This is a genomic window from Oligoflexus sp. (assembly GCF_035712445.1).
In the GTDB taxonomy this organism is placed as follows: domain Bacteria; phylum Bdellovibrionota_B; class Oligoflexia; order Oligoflexales; family Oligoflexaceae; genus Oligoflexus.
This window is the reverse complement of sequence record NZ_DASTAT010000126.1, coordinates 46,781-71,511: the sequence shown is the minus strand read 5'-3', so window position 1 is coordinate 71,511 and position 24,731 is coordinate 46,781. Positions and strand designations below refer to the sequence as shown.

19 protein-coding genes are annotated in these 24,731 nt (G+C 54.9%); 14 read left to right on the top strand and 5 right to left on the bottom strand.

Annotated features, from left to right (window positions below):
- The first annotated feature begins 4 nt into the window (after positions 1–4).
- A complete protein-coding gene (locus tag VFO10_RS26560) occupies positions 5–706 on the top strand; it encodes a VIT family protein (protein WP_325145039.1) in 702 nt (233 codons plus the stop codon).
- Between the two features lie 91 nt (positions 707–797).
- Positions 798–3,002 carry an ATP-binding protein gene (locus VFO10_RS26555; protein ID WP_325145038.1) on the top strand — a complete coding sequence of 735 codons (2,205 nt, stop codon included), beginning with the start codon at positions 798–800 and terminating at the stop codon, positions 3,000–3,002.
- A 4-nt stretch (positions 3,003–3,006) separates the two neighbouring features.
- Here the strand turns inward: VFO10_RS26555 and VFO10_RS26550 are convergent, their stop codons facing one another.
- Genes VFO10_RS26550 through VFO10_RS26540 form a run of 3 tightly spaced genes read right to left on the bottom strand, consistent with a single transcriptional unit; the run spans position 3,007 to position 7,111 of the window.
- A complete protein-coding gene (locus VFO10_RS26550; protein WP_325145037.1) occupies positions 3,007–4,509 on the bottom strand; it encodes a glycoside hydrolase family 6 protein in 1,503 nt (500 codons plus the stop codon).
- 48 nt (positions 4,510–4,557) lie between these two features.
- Positions 4,558–5,880, bottom strand: coding sequence for a hypothetical protein (locus VFO10_RS26545; RefSeq protein ID WP_325145036.1), 1,323 nt, complete (start codon positions 5,878–5,880; stop codon positions 4,558–4,560).
- A 37-nt stretch (positions 5,881–5,917) separates the two neighbouring features.
- On the bottom strand, positions 5,918–7,111 hold the full coding sequence (locus VFO10_RS26540) for an MFS transporter (protein ID WP_325145035.1): 1,194 nt from the start codon (positions 7,109–7,111) through the stop codon (positions 5,918–5,920).
- A gap of 174 nt (positions 7,112–7,285) precedes the next feature.
- Here VFO10_RS26540 and VFO10_RS26535 point away from each other — a divergent pair, with 174 nt between their 5' ends.
- Entirely contained in the window at positions 7,286–9,466 is a 2,181-nt protein-coding gene (locus tag VFO10_RS26535) for a S46 family peptidase (RefSeq protein ID WP_325145034.1), read from the top strand.
- A gap of 74 nt (positions 9,467–9,540) precedes the next feature.
- On the top strand, positions 9,541–10,128 hold the full coding sequence (locus VFO10_RS26530) for a DNA-3-methyladenine glycosylase I (protein WP_325145033.1): 588 nt from the start codon (positions 9,541–9,543) through the stop codon (positions 10,126–10,128).
- On the opposite strand, the gene VFO10_RS26525 is transcribed toward VFO10_RS26530, so the two are convergent.
- The gene (locus tag VFO10_RS26525) at positions 10,125–10,676 is read right to left on the bottom strand and encodes an RICIN domain-containing protein (protein WP_325145032.1); all 552 of its coding nucleotides are present in this window, start codon (positions 10,674–10,676) and stop codon (positions 10,125–10,127) included. The two genes, VFO10_RS26530 and VFO10_RS26525, sit on opposite strands and share 4 nt — an antisense overlap.
- 295 nt (positions 10,677–10,971) lie before the next feature.
- Here VFO10_RS26525 and VFO10_RS26520 point away from each other — a divergent pair, with 295 nt between their 5' ends.
- Positions 10,972–11,205 carry a hypothetical protein gene (locus tag VFO10_RS26520; RefSeq protein WP_325145031.1) on the top strand — a complete coding sequence of 78 codons (234 nt, stop codon included), beginning with the start codon at positions 10,972–10,974 and terminating at the stop codon, positions 11,203–11,205.
- A gap of 49 nt (positions 11,206–11,254) precedes the next feature.
- Here the strand turns inward: VFO10_RS26520 and VFO10_RS26515 are convergent, their stop codons facing one another.
- Complete coding sequence (locus tag VFO10_RS26515; protein ID WP_325145030.1) at positions 11,255–12,268, bottom strand: cyclic nucleotide-binding domain-containing protein; 1,014 nt, start codon at positions 12,266–12,268, stop codon at positions 11,255–11,257.
- A gap of 70 nt (positions 12,269–12,338) precedes the next feature.
- On the opposite strand from VFO10_RS26515, the gene VFO10_RS26510 reads away from it, so the two are divergent.
- The 9 genes from VFO10_RS26510 to VFO10_RS26470 all read left to right on the top strand — a co-directional run bounded on the left by VFO10_RS26510 (position 12,339) and on the right by VFO10_RS26470 (position 24,731).
- Positions 12,339–13,394: a hypothetical protein gene (locus VFO10_RS26510; RefSeq protein WP_325145029.1), complete on the top strand. Its 1,056-nt coding sequence runs from the start codon at positions 12,339–12,341 to the stop codon at positions 13,392–13,394.
- A 145-nt stretch (positions 13,395–13,539) separates the two neighbouring features.
- On the top strand, positions 13,540–14,139 hold the full coding sequence (locus VFO10_RS26505; RefSeq protein WP_325145028.1) for a TetR/AcrR family transcriptional regulator: 600 nt from the start codon (positions 13,540–13,542) through the stop codon (positions 14,137–14,139).
- 101 nt (positions 14,140–14,240) lie between these two features.
- Positions 14,241–15,539, top strand: coding sequence for a TolC family protein (locus VFO10_RS26500; RefSeq protein WP_325145027.1), 1,299 nt, complete (start codon positions 14,241–14,243; stop codon positions 15,537–15,539).
- Between the two features lie 22 nt (positions 15,540–15,561).
- Positions 15,562–16,509, top strand: a complete 948-nt coding sequence (locus VFO10_RS26495; protein WP_325145026.1) for an efflux RND transporter periplasmic adaptor subunit — start codon at positions 15,562–15,564, stop codon at positions 16,507–16,509.
- A 29-nt stretch (positions 16,510–16,538) separates the two neighbouring features.
- A complete protein-coding gene (locus VFO10_RS26490; RefSeq protein ID WP_325145025.1) occupies positions 16,539–19,700 on the top strand; it encodes an efflux RND transporter permease subunit in 3,162 nt (1,053 codons plus the stop codon).
- Positions 19,701–20,064: 364 nt separating this feature from the next.
- Positions 20,065–21,327, top strand: a complete 1,263-nt coding sequence (locus VFO10_RS26485; RefSeq protein WP_325145024.1) for a DUF1186 domain-containing protein — start codon at positions 20,065–20,067, stop codon at positions 21,325–21,327.
- A 157-nt stretch (positions 21,328–21,484) separates the two neighbouring features.
- Entirely contained in the window at positions 21,485–22,483 is a 999-nt protein-coding gene (locus VFO10_RS26480) for a hypothetical protein (RefSeq protein ID WP_325145023.1), read from the top strand.
- A gap of 121 nt (positions 22,484–22,604) precedes the next feature.
- Complete coding sequence (locus VFO10_RS26475) at positions 22,605–22,958, top strand: Hpt domain-containing protein (RefSeq protein ID WP_325145022.1); 354 nt, start codon at positions 22,605–22,607, stop codon at positions 22,956–22,958.
- Positions 22,959–23,048: 90 nt separating this feature from the next.
- Positions 23,049–24,731, top strand: coding sequence for a hypothetical protein (locus VFO10_RS26470; protein WP_325145021.1), 1,683 nt, complete (start codon positions 23,049–23,051; stop codon positions 24,729–24,731).

The window sequence follows — 24,731 nt, the reverse complement described above, 5'->3', positions numbered from 1 at the left end:
ATCCATGGCCGCGCATAAGCATCCCGAACGCCATAAAGCGGAACGGATCGGATGGCTTCGCGCTGCGGTCCTGGGTGCGAACGACGGCATCGTATCCACGGGCAGTTTGATCGTGGGCGTTGCCGCGGCGCATGCCGGGCGCTCCGAAATTTTACTGAGTGGCGTTGCCGGTCTTGTGGCCGGGGCCATGTCCATGGCCGCGGGAGAATATGTATCAGTCAGTTCCCAGGCGGATACGGAAAGCGCGGACCTGGAACGTGAATCGAAGGAATTGGCCAATGATCCTGCGCTGGAGCACGAGGAACTGGCTCAGATTTATGTGGAGCGCGGTCTGGATCCCGTGCTGGCGTCTCAGGTCGCTGCGCAGCTGATGGCTCATGATGCGCTCAAGAGCCATGCGCGTGATGAACTTGGGATCACCGATACGGGAGCGGCCCGACCGATACAGGCGGCTCTGGCATCCGCCGCCACGTTTTTCGTCGGGGCCGCGTTGCCCCTTGGTGTGGTGCTGCTGGCCCCTTATGAAAGCCTGGTCATCAGCGTCCCGGCCGCATCGCTTTTTTTCCTGATTGCCCTTGGCATGGTCGCCGCGCATACCGGAGGAGCCAGTCTTTTGAAAGGCGCCCTGCGGGTCGGATTCTGGGGGGCTCTGGCCATGGCCGCCACGGCTTTGATCGGCAAACTCTTCGGTGTCGTCACAGGCTAGGGGGGCATTGCGGGTTCAGGCAATTATCGCCTTGTGACCCGTGCTAACATAGGAAAAGTTGGAGTCATTCCCTGACGAGACCTGGGCACCTATGAAAAGCATCTGGCGGCGGAACATCGAGCAGGATATTGATGAGGGACGCTTTGTCTCGCATTTTTTCCTTATTTTGCTCACGCTGGCCGTCTCAGCTCTGCGAGGGGAACGCCAGGGGCCTGGTTTTCTGGGGACTTTCCGACTTTTTTTCGTGAAAGACGCTGACTTTCGCGATGGCCTGATTCGCTTCGCCCATCTTTGCCTTTTCCTTTTGCCCATTTTCGCCCTGTTTTTTTACCTGGGGATCGCCTTTCACGCCCGCGACCCTTGGCTGACCTTCAACATCAGCTGGTGCAGTGCGGTGATGATGGGGCTTGCGATCCATTATTCAAGGGTCGAGTCACGGCAGGATTACAGCACAAGGCTCCGTGGTTGCCTTCATCTGGCTCTTGCGACCATCATGACTGTTTTCGTGATTGGGTGCACATCCAAAGAATCCTTCGATGCCCATATCGAAATCTGGCTTTATATGGTCCTGACGGGCTTTACGATCGTTCTGACCTTTCGCATGGGACTCATGCTGGCCATCCTGAGCGCGCCCATGCCGCTTCTTTTCATGATGATTCACTATGGTTCCGCTGATTTCGGTGGGTTCATGGAGCTGTTCGGACTGATCAGCACCTACCTCCTGGGATCTTTACTGAAGTGGGTCTCGGACTCCTATGCTTTTCAATCCCGAAAGAATGAGGACCTCGCGCGCCGTCGTCAAAAAGAGATTCAGTTCCTGCTTGATACCATTCCGCAGGGGCTTTTGATGATCGATGAATCCGGCTGCATACTCCCGAACTACTCGGATCATACGCGCGGTATCCTGGAACAGGAAAGCATCGTGGGACAGAGTCTTTATGATGTCCTTCTGAAGCCCTGCAGCATGCATGCGGATAAGAAGGATCAGGCCTGGCAGGCTGTGCAGGCGATCCTGGGGCAGACGGTGCTTTCCTTTGAATTGAACGAGGATTCCCTGCCGCGTGAAGTTTCTTTCAAAGAGAAATTCCTGAGCATCACCTGGACGCCCAAACTCAATGACCAGGGGCTATGCTTTGGTCTGCTTATCACCATCCTGGACGTGAGTCAGGAGAAAAAGAATGAGCGCATGCTCAATATCCAGAAGCAGCGCATCACGATTATTGAAGAATTGCTGGCGATTCAGAGCGAGCATAAGGTTCAGCGCAATCTGGAACGCTGCATTGCATCCTTGGCAGGCATTCATGGTTCTCTGGATGAGTCGCGGGATGTTCAGGCGATCCATAAGGATCATAAACTCACGCTGCATACCATCAAAGGGGAAGCACGGACTCTGGGTCTTCGGGAACTCTCCAGCTCGGTGCATCTGGCGGAAGGTTTTCTTTTTGAACTGTCGCCGGGCTATTCCAAGCAAATCGAGGAGTGTCTGGCCCTGGCCCGGGAATATTTGAACTGCTGGCAAAGATTCCATCGGCATATGAGCACGATCGTGCTGCTCTATGGAGGGCAGAAGATCCTTTTGACTTCAGATGAACTGGTGACGGCCATGGGTGATCGTGAGGTTCAGAGCACATCCTGCGTGACCCAGCTTTTTCAAAGTAAATTGAGACAGGTCAATCGCTGCTCCCTGGTCAAGTTTCTGGACAGCTATCGGGTATCGGCCGCCAACATTGCCAAAAGGCTTGGCAAGCTCGCGCCTCGAATCGAAATTGAAGGGCCTTCACTCTTAATCAGTCAGGATACGGAAATTATCCTGGATCAGATTCTTTCTCATATTCTGGCCAATCAGATTGATCATGGGATCGAAGTGGGTGAGGAGCGGGTGAGGAAAGGGAAGAGTGATCAGGGCGTGATCACATTCAGGATCGCGGCGCATAGGTCCCGACTGGTTCTGGATATTCAGGATGATGGTCGCGGTCTTGATCTCGCGAAACTGCGATCCCTGGGTATGGAGAAAAAGGTTCTGGATTCCGATGCCAGCGCCGAGGACGTGGCGGAATTGATCTTCCGTGGAGGTTTCTCGACTGCGCAGACGGTCACCGAGACATCAGGTCGCGGCGTGGGGATGGAAGCTGTAAGGGATATTTTGAGCCGGCATGAGGGGACGATCTGGGTGAGGTTGATGGGGCGAGTGGATGCCGATCTTCGGGATTTTTCCTTCCATATTGAGATCCCTGACTCGGCTTTAAATGAAGAAGAGGAAACCTTGAGGCTTCCTCCGCTTTCGCATGCTTCGTAAACCCTTAGGGAGTGGCTCGACCGAGGTTCACGCGGTCGCCGGGTTGTCGGATCAGATTTTCGAAGTGTTTCAGAAACCATTTTCCGGCTACCGGCGCGCCGTCGAGCGGGTCTATATTGGTCACTTCGTGATAGGCGCAGGTGGAATCAGCGCGTTTATTGCGATCGGCAACGGGCGCATTCTCTGGAGCTTTCTCCGAACTGCCATCTGATTCTCCCGGGGGCTTCACCCACACATAAGCATCGACCTCGGGACGAGGCTGGCTTCGTGGTTTCTCGCCAACGCGGGCTCGCGCTATGTTACACCAATTCCCCCAAACCGAGCGCGATTGTGGTTCTCCGTTGCGCCCCGTATCAATAATAATCTGCGCATAGGGAAAGCCAGCCTCTTTCATGAGTTGCGATAATTCTGTTGCATATGGGTGCTCGCTCTTAATCATATTATCTTCAAAGTACTTTTTGAATGGAGCGCCTGGTGGGAAAGGCAGAGCCTCATGGCTATCGAGCGGGGTATAGTTGGCAACATTGATCGCGAGTCCGCGAATTAGATTCAGACCTCCTGCCTTTGTGGCAACCTCTTTAAATTTTGTGATCATGGCCTGGCGTGCTTCGCGCGTATATCCCAGCCAACCGCTGTGTGCGGCATCCAGATAGAGGGCTGTTTGAGGCATAGTTAATTTTTGAATCGCGTAAGCGATGCCATCTTCATAACCCTGAAGGACCCTATCGGAACAACCTTCACCATCAATGGTTTGCTTCTTGCCGCGATTGGTAATGGCATTGGGCAAGGAATCGGGTTCGATAATGGCTGCAATGCGCACATCGGGATACCGTTGAATGATTTTTACGATGGGGTCTATATACTCTGTCTTGTAAATATTCAGTCCGTCATTCGCAAGCAGGAGTTCCCCGTTCGAGGCCAAAGCATAGCAATCACGATTCGGCAGATCATAAATTACGAGTGGAACGACCACGCTCTTTCCGCTTTTTTGCCCCTGCTTCCGCGCCTCTTCCATAACCGGCACGAGCCGTGTTTTGATCGCCTCGCGCCCATCGAGCCAGACGCCGGTTCCGCCCCAGCTTTTCATGGTTTCAATACGCGCCGCATACTGAGGCAAGGTTGTCGCGGAACGCGTGAGGTTTTCCACAAAGCCGCTATCAATATAAAACGCGGCCCCCTCAAAAATGTTTCCCTTGTTCCCCAGCGTGTAAGCCGGCACAGGCTTGACCGTCCCGCCGGTCGATCCACCCGTCCCAGTACCTGTTCCAGTACCTGTTCCAGTACCCGTTCCAGTACCGGGCCTTGTACCCGGTCCAACACCCGGCCTTGTACCCGACCCGGAGCCTGGTGTGACCGCGCCCGGCATTCCCGCGGGAGTTTCGGGATTCCGCGAATCGGGATCCAACTGATCCTGATCCATACGGTAGCGACGTTTGTTGGCATTGGTGGGGGCGCAGGCGATTCCATAGAGGGCCAGCATCAGAGCAGCCCCTATACGATATTTCATTGCAGCTTCACTCCTGTCAGAAAACGATCCCTCCAGGATAGCATTTTTTCAGTTCACGCGCAGATTCACACCGAGGCGCAGATGCGTGGCCGGATTCAAATTGATTTCATCCGCCATCCAACCCCGGGTCTTGGTCATGATTTCACCGAAGATCCGGGCATGATCGTGAATATCCTGCTGCAGCTGAAGAGCGAGGTAGCCGCCCGCTTTCCAGTGCTTGCTACGATAGAGTAGGTCCTTGGGCTGAAACCACAGCGCTGATCGCAAATCGAGGGCGCGACCATTCCCCAAGGCCTGACAGCGAAAGCATTGCCACTCGAAACCGGGAAGGGTGGCTTTGTCATTCGTATATTGCCGCGCAATAAAAAGATGCCCGCCTTCCCGTGCATCCTCAGGTTTTACGAAAATATTCTGCTCAAAGCTGTGACCAAAGGGAGTCAGATGATGCCGAAGAGTGGCCGTCCAGCGGTAATCCCCTAGCTGCCAGCTGTTCACGGGAAACCAGAAGGGGTCCACCAGATTCACCCAGCTATAGATCGCCATGCGATGCAGGTATTTCTTTTCGGTGGACGTCAGATCATCCCGACTCCGATAGCGCGCGATGCCCACACCGGAAGGATGCGGACCACGCGCTTCATACGCTTCATCGGGGCGGAAAAGATCGTAAACATAGGACACGCAATCGTAACCGGTAAAATCCCGTTCGAGTTCATCGGGACCCTCGCGCTTCAGATCCTCGCGGGTCGCCTCGTCCCCGCTGCGACTGTCGCAGAAATTGCGATAGCCGATGGGCCCCAGATGGGACAGGAGGATGAGAAAGCGCTGGCGCGGCAGCGCACGATCAAAAAACTCCGCCTTTTCCAGATTCAAAGCGAACTGACTCTCCGCCTCCATCCCCGCCGTGGAAAGACGCACAAAGTCAGCCGGATGATCCCGCTTCAAACGAATCAGGTCCGCATCCGTAACCTCATCAACGGGTATGCTGCTATCACTCAAGCTCGCATCATAAACACCATTGTGACTACGAATCCCATACTGATTCAATACCGAACGGTGCGCCTCCTCATGAAGCCAGGACAGGCCAAGCGGTGTGATGCCACTTACATAATCAAAGGCCAGTAGCGCAAAACCTTCCAAAGGATGCGCCATCTCGCTATCCGCAGAATCAAAAAGTTCCGCAATCAGTCGATGCGAACCCAGGTAATAGTCCTGCGTAAGGGCATGCGCCTGCATGAGGCTCGGGGAAAAACCGGAAACTTGTTTCGCGGCACTATCGTAAAGGGGAAGCTGCAGCGTCAGCCCATAGGGTGATTCTGCAGCTTCTGCGTAAGACGTAACTATCAGAGCCAGGAGCAAAAGCCCTGCTTTCATAGGGTCACCTCAAGGTGGATATCCATCCACCTTAGGGTCAAGCGGCTTCCTTTTCAAGCCCTTTGGCCCTATGAATTCCGGGCAGCTGCGCCCCCCAGCGATAGAGCGCGAAACCACCCAGGGGTAAGAGCAGAAGGAGCAGAGAGGCCAGAGCCTCTGGCACCATGAGAAGGATGGTCGAGAACAGCGGCGCCAGCACCTGGCAGAGCGTCATCACAAAGGTGATGGCACCGGATGCAAGACCCGGCTGGGCATGCCCGAAAAATTCATAGAGCTTCACCTGTTCCCAGGGAATGAATATCATCTCGCCCAGGGTCCAGATCAAAGTCACACCGACCAAAGCCGCAGGACTTGAAACGAGCGGCACCAGAGCGAGGCCGATCGCAATCAAGCCCGCACCTAAAGCCCCGCGTTGACCGTCGCTCAACTTTTGCGTCAGGCGTCTCAGAAAGCGCATACCGGCCACGATCGTCACCGTGTTCACGATCAGCACGAGAGCATTCCATTCCACGGCCGGGAGACCGCGTTTGGTCAACTGCAGCGGCAGATAGGTGACCTGAGCCATGAAGCCGATCGTGATCAAACAGATCCCGGCAATCGGCAGACCATGCAAGCGAAAGGCTTCGCGCAGAACGACCAGACTGCCCGCGCTGCTGACCGTGCTATCCTTTTGCTTCCGATGTTCTCTGACCAAAAACCAGGTCAGACCGGAACCCAGAATCAAAGTCGTGAGAAGGTCGACGCTCAAAAGCAGCGTGCGATGCGTATGAAGCCATTGAAACGCGATGGCCGCCGCCACGCCCAGAGCAAAGTTGGACACGAGATAGCGGATTCCCGCCATGTGCGCACGCTCTTCCCCTTGGAAGCGGCCAACAATCGCCAAGGCTGTCAGGGTCCGCAGCGTGGTCATGGCCACCACCAAAGCGAGCGCGCCGCCGACGATCGCAAGCGTTGACGTGCTGTTCAGAACGAAAGCGAAAATACCAGACGCATAGGCAGTGGCGATGATGCTGAAGGCGATGAGAAAGCGCCCCTCATCCAACCAACGGCCCATGAGAGGCTGCCAAAAGCCGGACATCAGTGAGGCCAGAGCCAGGACAAGGCTGGCCTGAACGGGCGAAAAAAGCCCGGTTCCTGCCAGAAGATTAGGCAGCAGCGTCACGGCGAAAGAAAACGCCTGAGACAAAAACACCAGGGATAACAAAGTGATACTAGATTTTGACAGAGACATGGAAACCTCAGGCGCTCAGGGCTTGATACACTATCTTCCTCACTCTTTCATCAAGACCTATGCCAGGACATGGGAATACCAGGTTGCGATGCAAGACGTGATTTTTTGCGGTTTCCTAACCGGCTTCTCCTTGCTAGGTTAGGGCAAAATTCTTTTCACGAAGAGGAGTCGTTGGTGAAAAAGTTTCGGAACCCCCTGCTGGTCATGGTCCTTGGAGGACTGACAGGTTCGGGCGCTTATGCCGTGGAAGGTATGTGGCAGCCAGAACAGTTGCCGCTGATCGAAAAAGATTTGAAAGCCAAAGGCCTGTCCATCAAGCCTGAAAACCTTAATGATTTGACCGCGTTTCCGATGAACGCCATCGTCAGCCTCGGTGGCTGCAGCGCTTCGTTCGTTTCGGACCTGGGTCTGGTCGTGACCAACCATCACTGCGCCTATGGCTCGATCCAATTTAATTCGAGCCCTGAACGAAACCTTCTGGAAAACGGCTTCTACGCCAAAACCCTGGCGGATGAACTGCCTGCGGCTCCTGGCTCGCGAGTCTTCGTGACGGAGAGTATTCAGGACGTCACCAAGGATCTTCTGCAGGGCCTCGACAAAACCACGGGCCTCAAGCGTTACGAAGCGATTGAAAAGCGTCGGAAAGACCTTATCAACAGCTGTGAAAAAACGCCAGGCTATCGCTGCCGTATCGATTCGTTCCTCGGCGAAAGCAGCTACCGCCTGACCCGTCAGCTTGAAATCAAGGATGTGCGCCTCGTTCAGGCTCCTCCTTCGGCCATCGGCAAGTTCGGTGGTGACATTGATAACTGGATGTGGCCACGTCACACAGGTGACTTCTCCTTCTATCGCGCCTATGTCGATAAGAAAGGTGCGCCTGCGGAATTTAGCAAGGACAACGTACCCTATAAGCCCAAGGGTTTCCTGAAAGTCGATACCAAAGGCGTGAGCGACGGTTCGTTCGTGATGGTCGCTGGATATCCCGGCCGCACCAACCGTCACCGTCTGGCCAACGAAGTGGAATTCTCGTTCGAAGAATCCAGTCCGCAGATGAAAGAGTACCTGGATCGCCGCATTGCTTTGATTCAGGACTTCAAAGCCAAGGACGCTGACCTTGGCATCAAGTATGCGGCGCAGCTCGCCGGTATGAGCAACACCAGCAAGAATATCGAAGGCAAACAGAAAGGCTATGAAGCCATGGGCCTTCTGAAGCAAAAGAAAGCGGAAGAAAAAGCTCTGCTCGATTTCTTCAAATCGCAGAAAAACAAAGCCGCTTTGGATAACGTCACCGCCATGAATAAGCTTTTGGCTGAAGATCAGGCTGCTGACCGTTATTCCATGGTCCTGCGCAAGGCCACCGATTCGGACCTGCTCCGCACCGCGGCTCGCCTTTATCGCCTGGCGCGTGAAAAACAAAAACCTGATGAGCAGCGTGAAGCCGGCTATCAGGAGCGCGATCTGGAAATGATGAAGCAGGGCCTTCAGGCCATGACCCGCCGCTTCGATCCTAAAGTGGATCAGGCGCTGTGGGAACTGGGACTCGGCGATGTCCGCAAGGCCAAAGCTGAATACAAAAAGCGTCTTCCCAAACCCATCCAGGCGATTGCCAACATGGATGCAGCAGCTCAGAGCAAGGCTTTGGCTGGATATTACGCGAAGTCGATCCTGGCCGATGAAAAGCAGCGCCTGGAATTGACGAACGCCGATCGCAAGGTCTTCGAAAGTTCGCAGGATCCTTTCATTCAGCTGGCCGTCGCCACCTATGACGACAGCATCAAGCTGGAAAACGAAGGCAAGGATCGCTCGGGTCGCTTCCAGCAGGTCCGTTCGCAGTACATGCAGAACCTGGCCGCTTACAAAGCGAAGAAGGGCGAAGTCCTTTATCCCGACGCCAACTCCACCCTGCGCATCACCTATGGTACCGTTCAGGGCTATAAAAACCGCGCTGGCGTCGAACTTCCTTCGTTCACCAAGCTGGAAGAAATCGCCGCCAAGAACACCGGCAAGGAACCCTTCAACGTTCCCGCGAAGCAGATGGAGCTGATCAAGGACAAGCGCTATGCGAACTATCAGCTGGAATCTTTGAAGACCGTTCCTGTGAACTTCCTCGCCGATCTTGATATCACCGGCGGCAACTCCGGTTCGGCGACTCTGAACGACAAGGCGGAGCTGACCGGCCTCGTCTTCGACGGCACCATTGATGGCGTGATCTCGGATTGGGCCTTCGATCCAGCATTCACCCGCTCCATTCATGTGGACGTGCGGTATATGCTGTGGGTGCTCGATCAGTATTCGCAGGCCAATCGCATCCTGGATGAGATGGGCGTGAAATACGACAAGCGTTCGACGCACTAAGCGTTCTGTTTGCAAGAGGGCGGTTCCGAAAGGGAGCCGCCTTTTTTTGTTGGCTCATGGGATGGGAGTTGAGGATGAACGAGAAAAAACGGTGTGCATGGTCGGGGGATGATCCTCTTTATTGCGCCTATCACGATACGGAATGGGGCGTGCCGGTTCATGATGATCATCGGCTTTTTGAATTTTTGATCCTGGAAGGGGCGCAGGCCGGGCTGTCCTGGATTACCGTTCTCAGAAAGCGGGATAATTATCGCAAGGCCTTTTCCGGATTCGATCCGATCAAGGTCGCCCGATTCGATGAGGCCCGCCGCGAGCGGCTCATGCAGAACGAAGGCATCATCCGCAACCGACTGAAGATTGAATCGGCGGTCATAAACGCCAAAGCCTTTTTAAAGGTCCAGAAGGAATTCGGCAGCTTCGATGCTTACATCTGGAGCTTTGTCGGTGGCAAGCCCCTGATCAACTCCTGGGCTACGCTGAAGGACGTGCCGGCCTCGACCAGGGAATCGGATGCGATGAGCAAGGATTTGAAAAAGCGCGGCTTTAAATTCGTCGGCAGCACGATTTGCTATGCCTTCATGCAGGCCTGTGGGCTGGTGAACGATCATGTGTCGGACTGTTATTTGGCCCCGCAGGGCGCGGGGTCAATCGGGAGATCCTAGTGACTGCTGGGGCTGATGATGATGTCGGGCTGTCCGCCTCCACTGAACGCTTCAAATTTCCACAGCTGATTGGGTTCGCCGCTGCATTCCCAGAGCTGGACGTTGTGCTCATAACGCCAGCCGTTGTTCACATTCAGGTCGATGTCGAGGCAGCGGCCGTCCAGCATCGAGCGAATCATAAACCAGCCGCTGCCGTATCCTTGCAGCGTGAACTGCTGGTTGAGGCCGCCATTGCAGGGGAAGAGCTGGACGTTGTTTTGATGGGTCCAGGATTCCGCGTAACCCATATCCACGTCCAAACACTTGCCCAGAGCCTGGATGGTGAAAGTGGAAATCACGGCCGATGGATCCGAAGGCCTGAGATAGAACTGCTGATTCTCCTGACCGTGGCAGGCCCACACCTCGATATTGGTATTGTTCCTCCAGTTTGATGAATCACTGCGATTCACATCCATGCACAGATTGGATTTGTAAGCGCTTTTCACTGTCATGGCCGCTGCGGATTGATGAAGACCAAGCACAGCGATAAGTCCGATGATGAATTTCATAAAAATCTCCAAAATTCGATGATGAACAATTCCCAGCGACCCTATCACGTGTTCTGATATTGATCAATTACCTGGGGTTTTGTGATCACGTCGCATTGTTAGTAAAGAGCTACAGTCCGGCTAGCATGCAGAACTGCACCCAACACGGTATTTACCGATAGTTTTGTATGTTTGAGGAAAGATTCGCTGCGAGACTTGTGAGCTGAGAGTTAACGGTTGTATGCTAGGTGTTATTTCTCAAAGACTCGTGAGAGACCTCTATTAGAAAGGGATTTTCATGTTAAAAGGAGCGCGTATGCCTTTGAAAAAGCAGCCTCTGGAACTACGCAAAGCCATGGATATCCTGCAGCATGAGATCGTCAGCTTCGGCGTCACGCTGGTGATCCCGCGCGGCATGCGCTTAAGGATGCGTGGTGACGAGCCCGAGAATTTCGTCATGGCTTCGCAGTCAGACAGCGCGGATGACAGCCGCGTGGCGGCGAACATGATCAATTGCCGGGAATGGGTTTATTTGGATCGTTTGCTGTAATCGTGTCCCCTTGGGGCTTCAATCTCAAGGGGGCGTTGATCGCTTTCCGCTACTCAGGGCTCACGGCCTTATGCAGGGGCGAGGACTCACTCTCCAAAGCATGAATCAGATTCATGCTGGCCACCACGTGACGGATGGTATCCGGGCGAAACGATATTTTCACCTCCGCCTTATCCAGATGAATCAAATTCCAGGCACTGGCGCGCTGCAGGACATGAATGATGTGCTGACGGCTGAGGTTTTGGGCCAGGCGATTTTCACATTCCGCCAGCGTCATGATCAGACGCCCGCTCTTATCGAGAGGCTCGGCCTTCGCCCACATCGCAAGCTCCAGCAGTGCTTTGCGTTCCCCGACGGCCAGGGTCGGCGGCGCTTTTCTATGCGGCGTGGTCCCGCTCAGATGCTGGGTGGCCATATCATAGAAGGTCTGCAGTCCCGCCAGCTCTTCCTTGGACAGGAATTTTCCCGCCTGGCGCAGCTCCTTCAGCTCGAGCAGGCGATATTCCAGGAAAAGATTATAGATTTTGAGGAAGAGATCCTTTTCGGCGAGAAAGATGTCGAGCAGCGGGGAAAAGCTGGAATGCAGGTCCACGACGGTCGTGCCGTCAATTTCCTTTTCCTGCACACGAGCGTTAGCCAGAATTCCCTTGGCCAGTCGCGTGGCGGCCCGCAATAGATCCTGATGCGTCCGGCTGCTGAGTTCCGCGCTTACCGATTGGATATAGATTTCATTCATGAATTTCAGTCGAAAGATCAGGTCCTTGATTAAAATATTCGCCCAGGGTGGAATATCTTTCAGGAGCTTTTCCATATCCTTGCTGCTGATCATCGTGACAACTGTGTCGGTCAAGGCTTTGACAGAAGCTGTGCGCGGCGTCCCCGTGGTCGCGGTCATGGCACCCAGAAGTTCGCCCTGACCCAGCTGAGCCAGCAGGATTTCACTACCGCCGCGTGCCTGGTAGACTTTGACTTCTCCGGACTTAATGATATAGATATCACCGCCAGGGTCGCCTTCATGAAAAATAACAGCACCCGCGGGGAAGGTTTTTTCAACTTTCGTCACAGAACCTCCTCGATGACTCGGAGCAGGACTCGAAACTTTCTTGTATTCAGAGTAAACTTGCAACGGAGCCATGGTCAAGATTTGCCTGGAGGTCAACGGTTCCGCTATGGGCTACACCCCACATCTGAAACTGAGGACACCGATGAAGGTCACGCCGCTCCTGTCCGGACTGATCGTCGCGACGACCCTTTTGGGATTGGGCTATGCTGTGGCGTCCCGCTGGTGGATCTTCGCGCATCGTGAAGCCGACGCCTACGGCCAGATCGCGGAACCGGAACGTTGGACGGATGAACCTGAAGTGGGCGCGGTCTGTCAGCGTTGGGAAGCGGATTGGCCGCCGGTGCAGCCGGTTTCTGAACTGCGTGAGATGAGCGGCATCGTCAGCTCGCGCCTTTACAAGAATATTCTTTATCACGTGGTGGATTCCGGCAACGAGCCGGTGATTTTAGTTACCGATCTGAAGGGTCAGCTCCTGCATCAGATTCGTTATGCGGAAAGCAGCACCGATCCGGAAGCTTTAAGCCAGGGCCCATGCCCCTGGGGTGGACACTGTCTCTACATCGCCGACACCGGGGACAACTTTCATATCCGGAGCAAAAAACGCATCCACGCGATTGACGAAGCCACGCTCTTCACCAATGCCCTGCATTCAGCCGAGATGGAATTTCAATTCCCGAAACAGGATCGGCTTGATGTCGAGGCTTTGGCGGTGCATCCGGAAACCGGCGACATGTTCCTTTTCAGCAAGGAACCCAAGCGAAGCCTCGTGTTTCGTCTGCCGGCCAAAGCCTGGCGCAAGAATGATGGCGAGCAGGTGGCGGAAGCGGTCGGGTTTTTCCTTTACGATATGGTCACCGACGCGTCCTGGAGCTCGGACGGCAAACGCCTGCTCCTCATCAACTGGCAAGGCATCTTCGAACGGACCGGCCAGGCCGATAATGAACACTCCGAGCGCGAAGGCTGGCTGCCTTACGAACGCAAGATCCGCCTGCCACAGCTGGTCCAGCAAGAAGCAGTCGCATTTCTGCCAGATCAAAGATCCATTATTTACACTTCTGAGAAAAAATTTTTCAAAAGCGGCGGCTGGGGAATCATGACGGCGCGCTGTATTCACGGCCAAGGTTGATCCTCCATTAAATTCGTCCTCACTCCCCGACCTTCATGCACTTTTAAAGGCTGCTTTAGGAGATTCCTCTTCCCTCCGATAGGTTTCCCATTATAATGACCAGAAGTCGAATGTGGTCAGCTAGTCAGAACCACCTGAGGTTTCGATGACATACGAGAACGAGAAGAATGATAAGGAAATCAGGATCCTGGGAGCGGCCCAGGATCTTTTCAGCCGGTATGGATTACGGAAAACCTCCATCGAAGAGATAGCTAAGTCAGCTGGACTGGGTAAGGGGACCGTTTATCTCTATTTCAAAAGCAAAGAAGAGATCTTCGATGCAGTTGTGCAGCGTTTCAGTGAAACGATGACGGAGCGTTTGAGGACGGAAATCGCCGACGTCCATACTTATTCCAGGAAGATCGAGCAGTATATTATCACCCGTCTGTCCTTTATGAACGAGATGATCCGAACCAACGGTTTGACGGCCGAAGTGATGAACGAAGCGAGCTGCACGCCAGCCATCCTGAAAGTGCGGACGAAATTTGGTGCGCAGCACATTGCGTTGCTCAAGCAAATCATAGATGAAGGCGTTAAGGCAGGGGAGTTCGAGACGACGGATTCGGAAGTTTCCGCGATGGCTATCTTCGTGGGGATGGATGGACTCGAGAAACCGTGGAGCTTTCCCGGCCGCGAACTGCCTTTGGAAGATAAGGCCCGAGCCTTGATCGAACTCTATCTTGTGGGACTTAAAAAAAGAACCTAGGTGCGATACGGTTATAATTTATGTTGAAGGACGGAACGATGATACGATGCAAGCTTAACAGCTGCTTACTCTCGGGGCTTCTAGCAATCACTGGAAGTCCTTTGTGGGCACAGGATGCAGCCAATCAGAAAATCTTAACTTTACAGGAAGCCGTGAATCGTGCGGTCACGAGCAACCCGAATGTGAGCCAGGCCCAGGCTGAGATGGATGCAGCGACGGAGCGCAAGCGTGGGGCGTGGACCAATATTGGGCCGCGGGCTTCAGCCACATACAGGGAAGCTCATTTCGCCGAAGAACAAAGGATTCCTTTTCCTGAAGGTTCCAGCACCCTCATTCGTCCCGAAGTCACAAAGTCGGGAAGCCTGACGATTGCGCAACCTGTGACCGGACTCTATGCAGCTGTGCAGTATGGTCGTTTCAGTAACATGCAGCAGGACTTCAGTTTCGAATCCTTGCGCCAGGCCAAACGCGATGTCGCGTTTCAAGCCGCAGAAGCTTTCCTGAATGCCTATCAGGCCCAGGAGCAGCTGGAAATCACCGCCGCATCTTTGAATGCAGCCAAGCGGCAGTATGAAGATGCCTTGGCCATTCAGCGCGTCGGGCGCTTGAGCCAGGGCGATGTGTTGAAGTTTCAACTGGCACTTTCTCAGGCGGAAACCAGGGCTGCGCAGGCCCGGACGACCAAGGAAGTGGCCTTCGCCATCCTGCGGCAGATGATTCAGGCGAAAGATGACGAAGCCCTGGCTTTGGAGCAGAACCTGCCGAAGCTTGAAGAGGAAACTGTCGACATACAAAAAGGTATCGAGCAGGCTCTGGCGCAAAGGCCGGAATCCAAAAAAGCTGAACTTGGCACAGAGCTCGCAGACTATAATAAGGATCTGGCCTATGCTCAATTCATTCCAAGTGTGAATGTTTTCAAAACCTGGGATCGGAATTTCGGTGAGGTAGGCGGCCTTGGTGGTGAAAAAGAATCCACCTATTACGGCATCAGCGTAACCTGGGATATCTGGAGCAATGGTTCCAGCATCTTCGCCGTTCGTGAAGCCATCGCCAACAAGGAAAAAGCCGAAGCCACACGCGTCAGCGCCACCGATAACGTGAAGCTCGATGTGATTCAGGCCTGGCAAAACTTCCAGGCTGCGAAACAATCTTTGAAATTCGCCCAGACCGGCGTGACTCAAGCGGAAGAAGCCTATCGCATCGACCAGACCCGGTTCAAGAACGGTCAGATCTCGGCAACCGATCTGATTTTCTCGGAAAGCGCGATGTCCACCGCCCAGGGCACCCGGGTTTCGGCGGAAACGCAGTATCTGCTCTGGCATTTCCGTCTGCAGCGTTCGATGGGCAAGGATCTTCCTCAGGCCCAGGCATCCCAAGCACCAGCACAAACCGCGTCGTGAGAGCGGTTAAGGAGAATATATCATGAAACGTAATCAGCTCATTTTTGTCGCCAGCGGTTTGTTGCTCCTCGGTTGTACTCAGAAGAAGGTGGATCTCCCTGCTGCTCCGCCGAAGCCCGCGGCGGCTGAACCCGCGCCTCAGGCTGCTCCGGCGGGTGATGCTCAGGCTGCGACCGCCCCGGTACCGGCTGCGACCGCCAGTTCACCGGCAGCAGCGCAAGCCCCGGCAGGCGCCGCGGCCCCGGCAGGATCCGCGACGCCGGATGGTAACGTGAACACGCGCCTTTCCGGTGAAGTTGCGTCGCAGACCAAATCGCAACTTTCATTCCGCGTCGGCGGTTTCATTCAGGATCTGAAATTCAAGACGGGTATGGCCTGTAAAAAAGGTGATGTCCTCGCGGTTTTGGATACCCGTGACTACAAGCTGTCCTTGGATATGGCCCGCTCGCAGAAAGAAATGGCTCGCGTGGCTTTGGGGAATGCGCAAAGCGAGTTCCAGCGGGAAGAGGAACTGAAGAAAGCCAACGTTTCGACCGAGTCCATGTTCGATAAGCTCAAGACGGGCTATGATAAGGCGCGCCTTGACCTTCAGATGGCCGATCTGAAACTGACGCAAGCCGAGCAGGCCATGCAGGATACGAAACTCACAGCGCCTTATGATTGCGTCGTGACCAAACAGCTGAAGAACGTCGGTGAGCGCGTGAATCCGGGTGATGCCGTGTTCGAACTCTATAATACATCGGATGTGGAACTGAACTTCCAGGTCCCAGAGCGTCTTGCTGGTAAAATCAAGGTCGGTGACAAGCTCAAGGTTTCGATTCCAGCCACTGGTTTTTCCGGTGATCTGGAAGTGGTTCGCCTCGTTCCCGTCGTGGAGCAGGCCAGCCGCACATTCCGAGTGATCGCGAAGGCTCCTGAACAGGACCAGCGCGTCGTCCCCGGACTGTATGCCGAGGCCCAACTCAACTAATTTCATAAACCTGAGGAACGGGTGCGATCATGATCCTTTCAGACGTTTCCATCAAGCGTCCGGTCTTTGCCACCATGCTCAACCTTGTGCTGGTGGTCTTTGGTCTCTTCGCTCTGCCACGGCTGGCGATTGACCAGTATCCGGACGTGGACTTCCCTGTGGTGTCGGCGACCGTGGTTTATCCCGGCGCTGACCCCGAGACTATCGAACAGCGTGTTCTCGATCCCCTGGAAAAAGCGGTGAACGGTATTTCCGGGCTCGATACCCTGCAGTCGACCGCTTATCCGAACATTGCGCAGCTTGTTTTGAAATTCAAGCTGGACAAGAAGGGTGATGTCGCGGCTCAGGAAGTTCGTGACAAGATCTTTGCCGTCCTGACCCAGCTGCCTGATGAAGCGGAGACTCCGATCATTCAGAAATTCGATGTCGGCGGCGCACCCATCCTGAATATTTCCGTGTCGTCGGACGGCCTGAGTTATGCCGAGCTGTCCCGTTATGCAGCCGACGTGATCCAGCCTTCCTTGGAGCGTGTGAACGGTGTGGCCCGTATTGATACCGCCGGTATTCGTGAACGGGAAATTCACATCCTCGTGGATCGCGAAAAGCTTTCGAGCTTCGGGCTGACTCCCCAGGACCTTGTGACCGCGGTTCAAAGCCAAAGCGTTGATATCCCATCGGGTAAGATCAAGACCAAGGAAAACACCTGGGCCATCCGCGTGAAGGGCAAGGCTCATGGAGCCGCCGAGATTGCGAGCCTGCCTGTTCAACTGAACGGCCGCACTCTGCGCGTCGGTGACATCGCCACCGTGCAGGATACGATCGCGGAAGAGGAAACGGCTGCTTATATCGGCAAGACACCGACGATCCTTCTGTCGGCGTCCAAGCAGGCCGGTGGCAACACCACGCAGATCGCGGATGATCTGCGCAAGGCGATTGATAAGCTGAAGCCTCAGCTGCCCCAGAATTTGAAGATTGATATCGTGACGGATAACTCGACCTATATCAAAGGTTCGATCGATGCCGTGAAGCTCGACCTTGTGCTGGGTGCCGTGCTCGCAACCCTGATCGTGTTCGTCTTCCTGCGCGATTTCTGGATTACGGTGATCTCGGCCGTTGCTCTGCCTACCTCCGTTATCGCGACCTTCGCGTTCCTTCAGTCGATGGGCTTTACGCTCAACATGATGACGACGCTGGGTCTGTCATTGGCCATCGGTATTCTGATCGACGATGCCATCATCGTGATCGAGAACATCCACCGGCATTTGGCGATGGGCAAGAAGGGTGCGGAAGCGGCGAAGGATGCGACCTCGGAGATCGGTCTGGCGGTTTTCGCAACGACCCTGACGATCTGTGCGGTGTTCGTACCTGTGGCCTTCATGGAAGGCATCATCGGTCGCTTCTTCTATCAGTTCGGTCTGACCGTCGCGTTCGCGGTTTTGGTCTCGCTCTTCTGTGCGTTCACCATCGCGCCTATGCTGTCGGCCCGTCTTCTGAAGCCTGGCGATCACAAGCCGCATAATCCCAAGGCGCTGAAGGCCTGGACGGCGATCGAGAACTCGCTGAATGCCCTGGATAACTTTTATCGGGGCATTCTGCAGTGGGCTCTGCGTCACCGTGCTTTGACTCTGAGTGGTGGTTTCGCTGTCTTCATTCTGTCCTTCCTCCTTCTAAAGTTTGTGCCTGTGGCCTTCTTCCCGAAAGAGGATAAGAGTCAGTTCAACATCAACCTTGTGCTGCCGGAAGGCACGAGTCTCGATGCCACGCGTGAACGGGTTTTTGAAGTGGTCGATCGCGTGCAGGCTTATCCCGGCGTGAAAACCGTGGTGGCGGCCTTGGCGGCGACCGGCGACAAAAAACCGAACAAGGCGAAGTTCGATGTCCTTTTGATTCCGAAAACCGAGCGGAGTTTCACGCAGGCGCAGATTATCCAGCGCATTCGTGATGACCTTGGTCCTGTCTATAATGTGAATGGCTCGGAATTTTCCGTGCAGGAGCCAGGCGGCGGTGGCGGCGGGGCGCGTACGGAGCCTATCCAGCTGGTCTTCCGTTCGGATAACTGGGAAAAATTGGTGGCCTTTACTGATCAGGTGAAGGAGCACATTAAGACCAATATCCCAGGCGCTGTGGATACCAACTCGACCAAGCCCAAGATCGCCCAGGAATTCAGGGTGGTCATCGACCAGGGCCGGGCGGCTGACCTTCAGGTTTCGGCGGCGCAGATCGGTGCCGTCCTGCGGGCGCTTTATGAAGGTGACAAGGTCGGTGAGATTGAATCGAACGGGAAAACGGTGGACGTGCGCCTCCGGATTTCGGATCAGGACCGCATCAGTGCCGGGGACCTGGGTGGTATCGCGCTGATGAACCGCAAGGGTCAGCTCGTGAATCTGGGTTCGATCGCCGAGATTCAGCCGGCAGCGGCGCCTTCGTCGATTGAACGTTTCAACGGTCAGCGGCAGATTACCGTTTATTCGGGTTTCACCGGCAAGGACTTGCGCGGTGCGATCGGGCAGATTCAGGCTTATTCGGCTCAGAATATGCCGCCGGAAGTGACGGTGAGTCTGACCGGTGAGGCCGAGGTGATGGCCGATGCGATCAAGGCGATGCTGCGTGCGCTCGCTATTGCGATCCTGCTGGTGTTCATGATCCTTTGTGCTCAGTACGAGAGTTATCTGGCGCCTATGGTGATCATGGCGGCACTTCCCTTGTCCCTTACCGGGGCCTTTGGTTCGCTGCTTCTGACCGGCCAGGTGATGTCGGTTTACACGATGATCGGTATCATTCTTCTGATGGGTCTTGTGACCAAGAACGGTATCCTCCTCATCGACTTTACGATGCAAAGGATTCGCGATGGTCTGACGGTGGACGCGGCCTTGCTGGAAGCCGGTCCGATTCGTTTGCGGCCTATCCTCATGACCACCTTCGCTGCGGGTGGCGGTATGCTTCCCATCGCGTTTGGCCATGGTGAAGGCGGGGAGGCCCGCTCGCCGATGGGTGTGGCTGTGATCGGTGGTCTTTTGATGTCGACTGTGCTGACTCTGGTTGTGGTGCCCTGTCTCTTCAGTGTCGTGGAAGAGTGGAAGGAACGCTGGGTTCATCGGAAGGAACGGAAAAAAGTTCCGAGCGGTGGCGGCTTTGCTCCCATCAGCTGGATGAAGAAAGCTCAGCAGAAAAACCCGCCTCCGGAGGTTTGAAACGGACGGGCGCTGGTTGCATGCAAGACCCCCTTCGGGGGTGACGGGGAATTTTCCAGCCGCCCCCTTCGCGGAGAGGCGGTGACGTTCGATGATGGCCAGCCGCCCCCTTCGGGGAAGTTTGATGTTGGCCACCCACCCCCTTCGGGGGTGGCCCCCTCGCCCCGCCATGAAAGTCCGACCCTATTTCCCAACACAAGCTGTGAAGTATGACAGAATTACTCCATCACGCCGCCGATGGCGCACCCTAGGCCGTTTTCAAGGTATTAACAGCTTGACATGACGGGGTCTTTCTCAACACTATGAACTGGTTGAAAGCTGAGGAATCGTCGGGATTGCTCCCTTGCAGAGGAATTGGAATCGTATGGGTGACCTGATTTTTTTGAGCCGCGATGATCTTCAGTATGTGCTCGATGGACTGTCGCATCGCGAGAATAAACAGCACTTCCGCCAAAGCCTCATCAAGGCCACGGCGGCCTCGCAGCGCATGATACCACATCTGACGCGCTGGCTCGAAACCGTTCTGGAAAGACCCGAGCAGGCCACACAACTTGGCAATCCGCTCAAGACCACAGCCTGTCTTTTTCTTCTGGCCTCCCTCGGCGAACGCAAAGCTCTTCCTTCCATCCTGGCCCTCATGCAGATGGAGGATCCGGGATACTATGACCTTGTCGAGGAGGAAGCGATCGAAAGCGCCAGTCGTATTCTGGCCTCGGTCAGTGAACCGGATGAGCTGATGGCCATCGCCCAGGATACGCGCTATGGTCTGGAGCTGCGTGAGAACTGCATCGATGCCCTGCTTTTGCATTACACCCAGGATCTTTTGGACTTTGAAGACCTCAGCGAATTCCTCTATGAGCAATGGCGCATCTTCCGCCCCGATGACTATGAATTCTGGCGAACCTGTCTTCTGACTTCATTCTATGTCGCGGATGAAAGGCACTACGGGGAAATTCAAATCCTGGCGCCCAAGATCAAGGAAAGCTATGGCCAGGATCTGATCCAGATGCTGAAATCCAAGGATCAACCCGACGGCTCGACCGTAAGAGCCAATCTCTTCGCCTGCCCGGAATTTCAACCGATCCGCGATCCCGTTTCCGAACTGCGCGATATGGTGGTCTTCGATATGATCGAATCCATCGCCGCTGACGTCCGGCGTCACGATTTGGATGACTTCGTCGATGAAGAGGATCAGACCGTCGCGACCCGCACGCTGCGTTTTCGCGTGCGCCCCTTCGCAATCAGCGATTTCTCCTGTTCGATCGAACTGCTCGATATCCACGATCTGCATGATCTGCATCTGGCTATCCAGGAAGCTCTGCATTGGGATGCCGATCATTGCTACTCCTTCTTTCTGGATAATCGCTTTCTGGGATCCGAGCAGCCTTACGAAGCCCCAGCCGATGGCGGCGAGGAAACGCTGATCCAGTTGAGTCACTTTCAATTCAAAGTGGGCCAGGAGTTCGCCTACGTCTTTGATTGGAGCGAAGAACGAAAATTCACCGTTCAGGTGGAAGCGATACTCCCCATTGATGATGACTCGGAAGAGGCGACACGCTTTGTTCCGGTTATTGAACGTCGCGGCACACCCCCTTTGCAGTATTCTCACAAACCCCAGCGCAGTTAAGCTCAGAGCTGGGGCAAATCCCGCATTGTTCGTCTCCCGGTATCCTGTTAGGATTGCACAAGTTTGAACTGTACAAATGCAGTATCAAGCCGCGAAACGTGGGCAAGGAAAAGGGCCTTGTCCGCGGATGGGATCTTATTTGTCTGAGGAGACAAACATGCTCAAACGCTTTTGTGTTGTGAATGCACTGATCGGAACCATGGGAGCCGTGGCTCAGGAAACGCCGAAGCCCGGCGTCACCGTCCTGCCTTATCCCGTGTGTCGCGAGGTCGATGGCGAGCAGCTTTGCGTGAATGCTTCCATCGCCGCCAGCACCAAGGAAGGCCGCAGCTTCGCAGCGGATTCCGATTGCAATACCGTACGCACGCAAAGACCTTTCCGGCCTTTGCCCGCGAAAACTCAAGGCGCGCCTGATGATCCGCGTCTGCAGGATCCTGAGTTCATGCAGGAACTGAATTGGGTCAAGGATCAGATTTTTGCGAGCGCCTGCAGCTGCTGTCATGATACCTCGGCCGGACGTGATTATGCGGCCTGGGATATCAATGGCGCCCATGTCTGGACCGAGCAGATGACCAATCGCGCTCTGGCGATCATGGCGGGAAGCCTGCGCACCGACCTGATGGGAACGTATCCTGCCGCCGAAAATTTTGGTTTCGATCGTTCGCAGACAGGAGCGCCGACCACCGACGTGCCGCGGATGCAGGCTTTTTTTCAGCGTGAACTCGACCGTCGCGGTGTGACCGCCGAAGACATCGCGAAATTTCCGAGCGCCAACGGTCCTTTCGAAGCGGTTCAGAATCAAAAACCAACAGCCTGTGCCGAAGGCCAGGGTGTGGATGCCAGCGGACGCATCCATTGGGGACCGACGCCCGCGCGTTATGTGTATGTGACCCGCGCCGATGCTCCGAATCCCCTGTCGCCGCCGAAGGGTGATCTGCCGCCAGGAACACTGTGGCGCTTGGATGTGCTGCCTTCACGCGACGCCATCACCACCGCGACCTATGGTGTGCTCGCGGACGGCAGCCGCCAGGGCTTTCCCAGCAGCGGAGCGCCTGAGGGGCTGCAGGACGGTCAGACCTATCGCCTTTATGCGACGCGCGATATTTTGCGGCCGATCGTCAACTGCACCTTCACCTATACCTCCAGCCGCCGCTAAGCTATCGCCCCGCCTCAGCCGCGGGGCTTTTTTGCGTTTTTTTCCAAGGCCTGCGATCTTCAGAAAACCCTTCATGTGCCGATACCAGCGTCACGGGATTACCCATGGAAGGAAGCGTCGCATGAATGCCCCAGCCTTTGACCTGAATCCTCTTCTTGAAGCGGTCAGCGGTGACCGGGAAACCATGAGCCAGGTCATCAGTATATTTATCAGCAGCACACGAGCTGATGTGGACGCTCTGCGCGACGCCATTGCAAAAAATGATAGCAAGGCAGTCAAATCCACTGCGCATCACCTGAAGGGCTCGCTGCTCGAAATGAATGCCAAAGCCTTGGTCACCTTGGCTCTCAAGCTGGAACAGCTGGGTGCAGCCCAGCAGTTGGCCGAAGCCTATCCTTTGTGGCAGGAGCTGGATGTGAAGCTCCGCAGTCTCGTCGCCGTCTTGAATGAAACTGAGTACCGACGCACGGCCTAGAGTGGAGTGCGCGATCTTCCCTGGTCAAAGCAGAGGGAGTTTGTCAGACTTGAAAAGTGCCCCCTAGCGTATCGAGGTCGCCATATTTCTATGCAGCAGACGGAAGCCGAAGCTGAACATCCCAAACTGTCCATCAAGCGCCTGGTGAAAACCGATATTCGCATCGTGGAACCCATGCAGATGGAAGCGTCGTTCGAACATCGACTGATGGTCAAGCAAGGCCAGGACGTCGTCTACCCGAAACGCTATAAAGTGGAATCCTACTTCGTCTTCCCGCCGCAGATGAAGGTGAATAAAAGCACATACCGCGTGGAAAATTTCTATCGCGATATGAAATCCTTTTTCAACTTCAGGATTCCCAAGCTCAGCTATAAGGAAATGATGGGGCTGACCGATGACCCGGAGCGTTCCCCGCTGCGGAAGATCCTGGCGGAAATCAGCGACGAAAGCCGACCGTTCAATGCTCAGCGCCAATCCTTCATCGAGGATGAGTCGCGCATCTTCGCCTGCTCGTTCTTTACGTTCTTGAAACGCAAAGTCAAACGCATGCAGACCATCCTGAACGAACTCAGCGCCAGCCAGATGCCGGATGAATCGCTGCGGCTCCTCGAAGAAGCCGAACGCGCGTTCCGCGACAGCCTTGTCAAGGTCTTCAATATTTATCATGAATGGCAGAAGGTTTCGCGTGAAGTGGTGGCGCGGGTGCCGGGTCTTCAGCATGAAATCCATTCCATTGATGAATATCTGATCATGAATATCAAGGACGTGGTGCTGGAGCTGGACCTCATCCTGCAGCGGCATGGCCTTTGGCCGGATCTGCGCGACCGCTGGCGGCAGCGCCTGCGGGCGATTCTGCGGTTGATGCGCATCTATTCCAAAAAAGAAAAGTACATCTGGGTCGACTCGCGCAGCCCGAGCATGGAGCTGGAGCAGTATTTCTATCGGCGAGGACTTTTGAAGCGCCGCATCTGGTCCGCCCTTTATCTGGATACGCGCACCAAGCCGCTTTTTTTCCTGCAGCAGCAGACTTCAGCCGTCGTGGCTGCGGGACTCGCGGGGGCCTGGGCTGTGCTGGCTGATGTGGTCCTGCGTCTTCAGAGCGGCCGTTCCAATATGAGCATGGAATCCATCGGGCTCTCGTCCTTCCTGCTCGGTACGGCCCTGATTGTGGCCTATATCATTCGTGATCGCATCAAGGACGTCGCCAGTGGAATGTTCAAAGGCGGCATCCTTGGAAATATGCCGGACAACAGCTGCAAAATTGTCTACGATGGAAATGCCGCTGAAGGCGAAACAATACATGTTGGCAATCAGGAAGAAAAAGTCAGCTTCAAAGATAGCACCAGGCTGCCGGATGATATCACGGCGCTTTTGGAAGCGGAAAGCGTGACGAGCCTTGAAAATGAAGCCTGCACAGTCATCCGTTACCAGAAAATACTCGACCTGCGCGGCGAACGCACCCGCGTCCTCAAGCGAAAGATCCGCGCAATTTACACCTTTTATCGCCTGAACGTCGGCGCGTTCTTGAGTCCTCTGGATGCCCCCTTCGCTGAACACCTGCTTCCGAACAGCAAGTGGGAAGCCGGCCTGCACATGCTGCCCAAGGTTTACCACATCGACCTGATCATCCGCGTCAGCGGCGACGATGAAACGGTCAAGGATGTCTACTATCACTATTATCAGCTGATCGTGGATAAGGAAGGCATAAGAAGGATCGACAAGGTCCGTCTGCCCGGTGACCTTGAAGAAGAACCTGTTACGGAAATGGCTTAA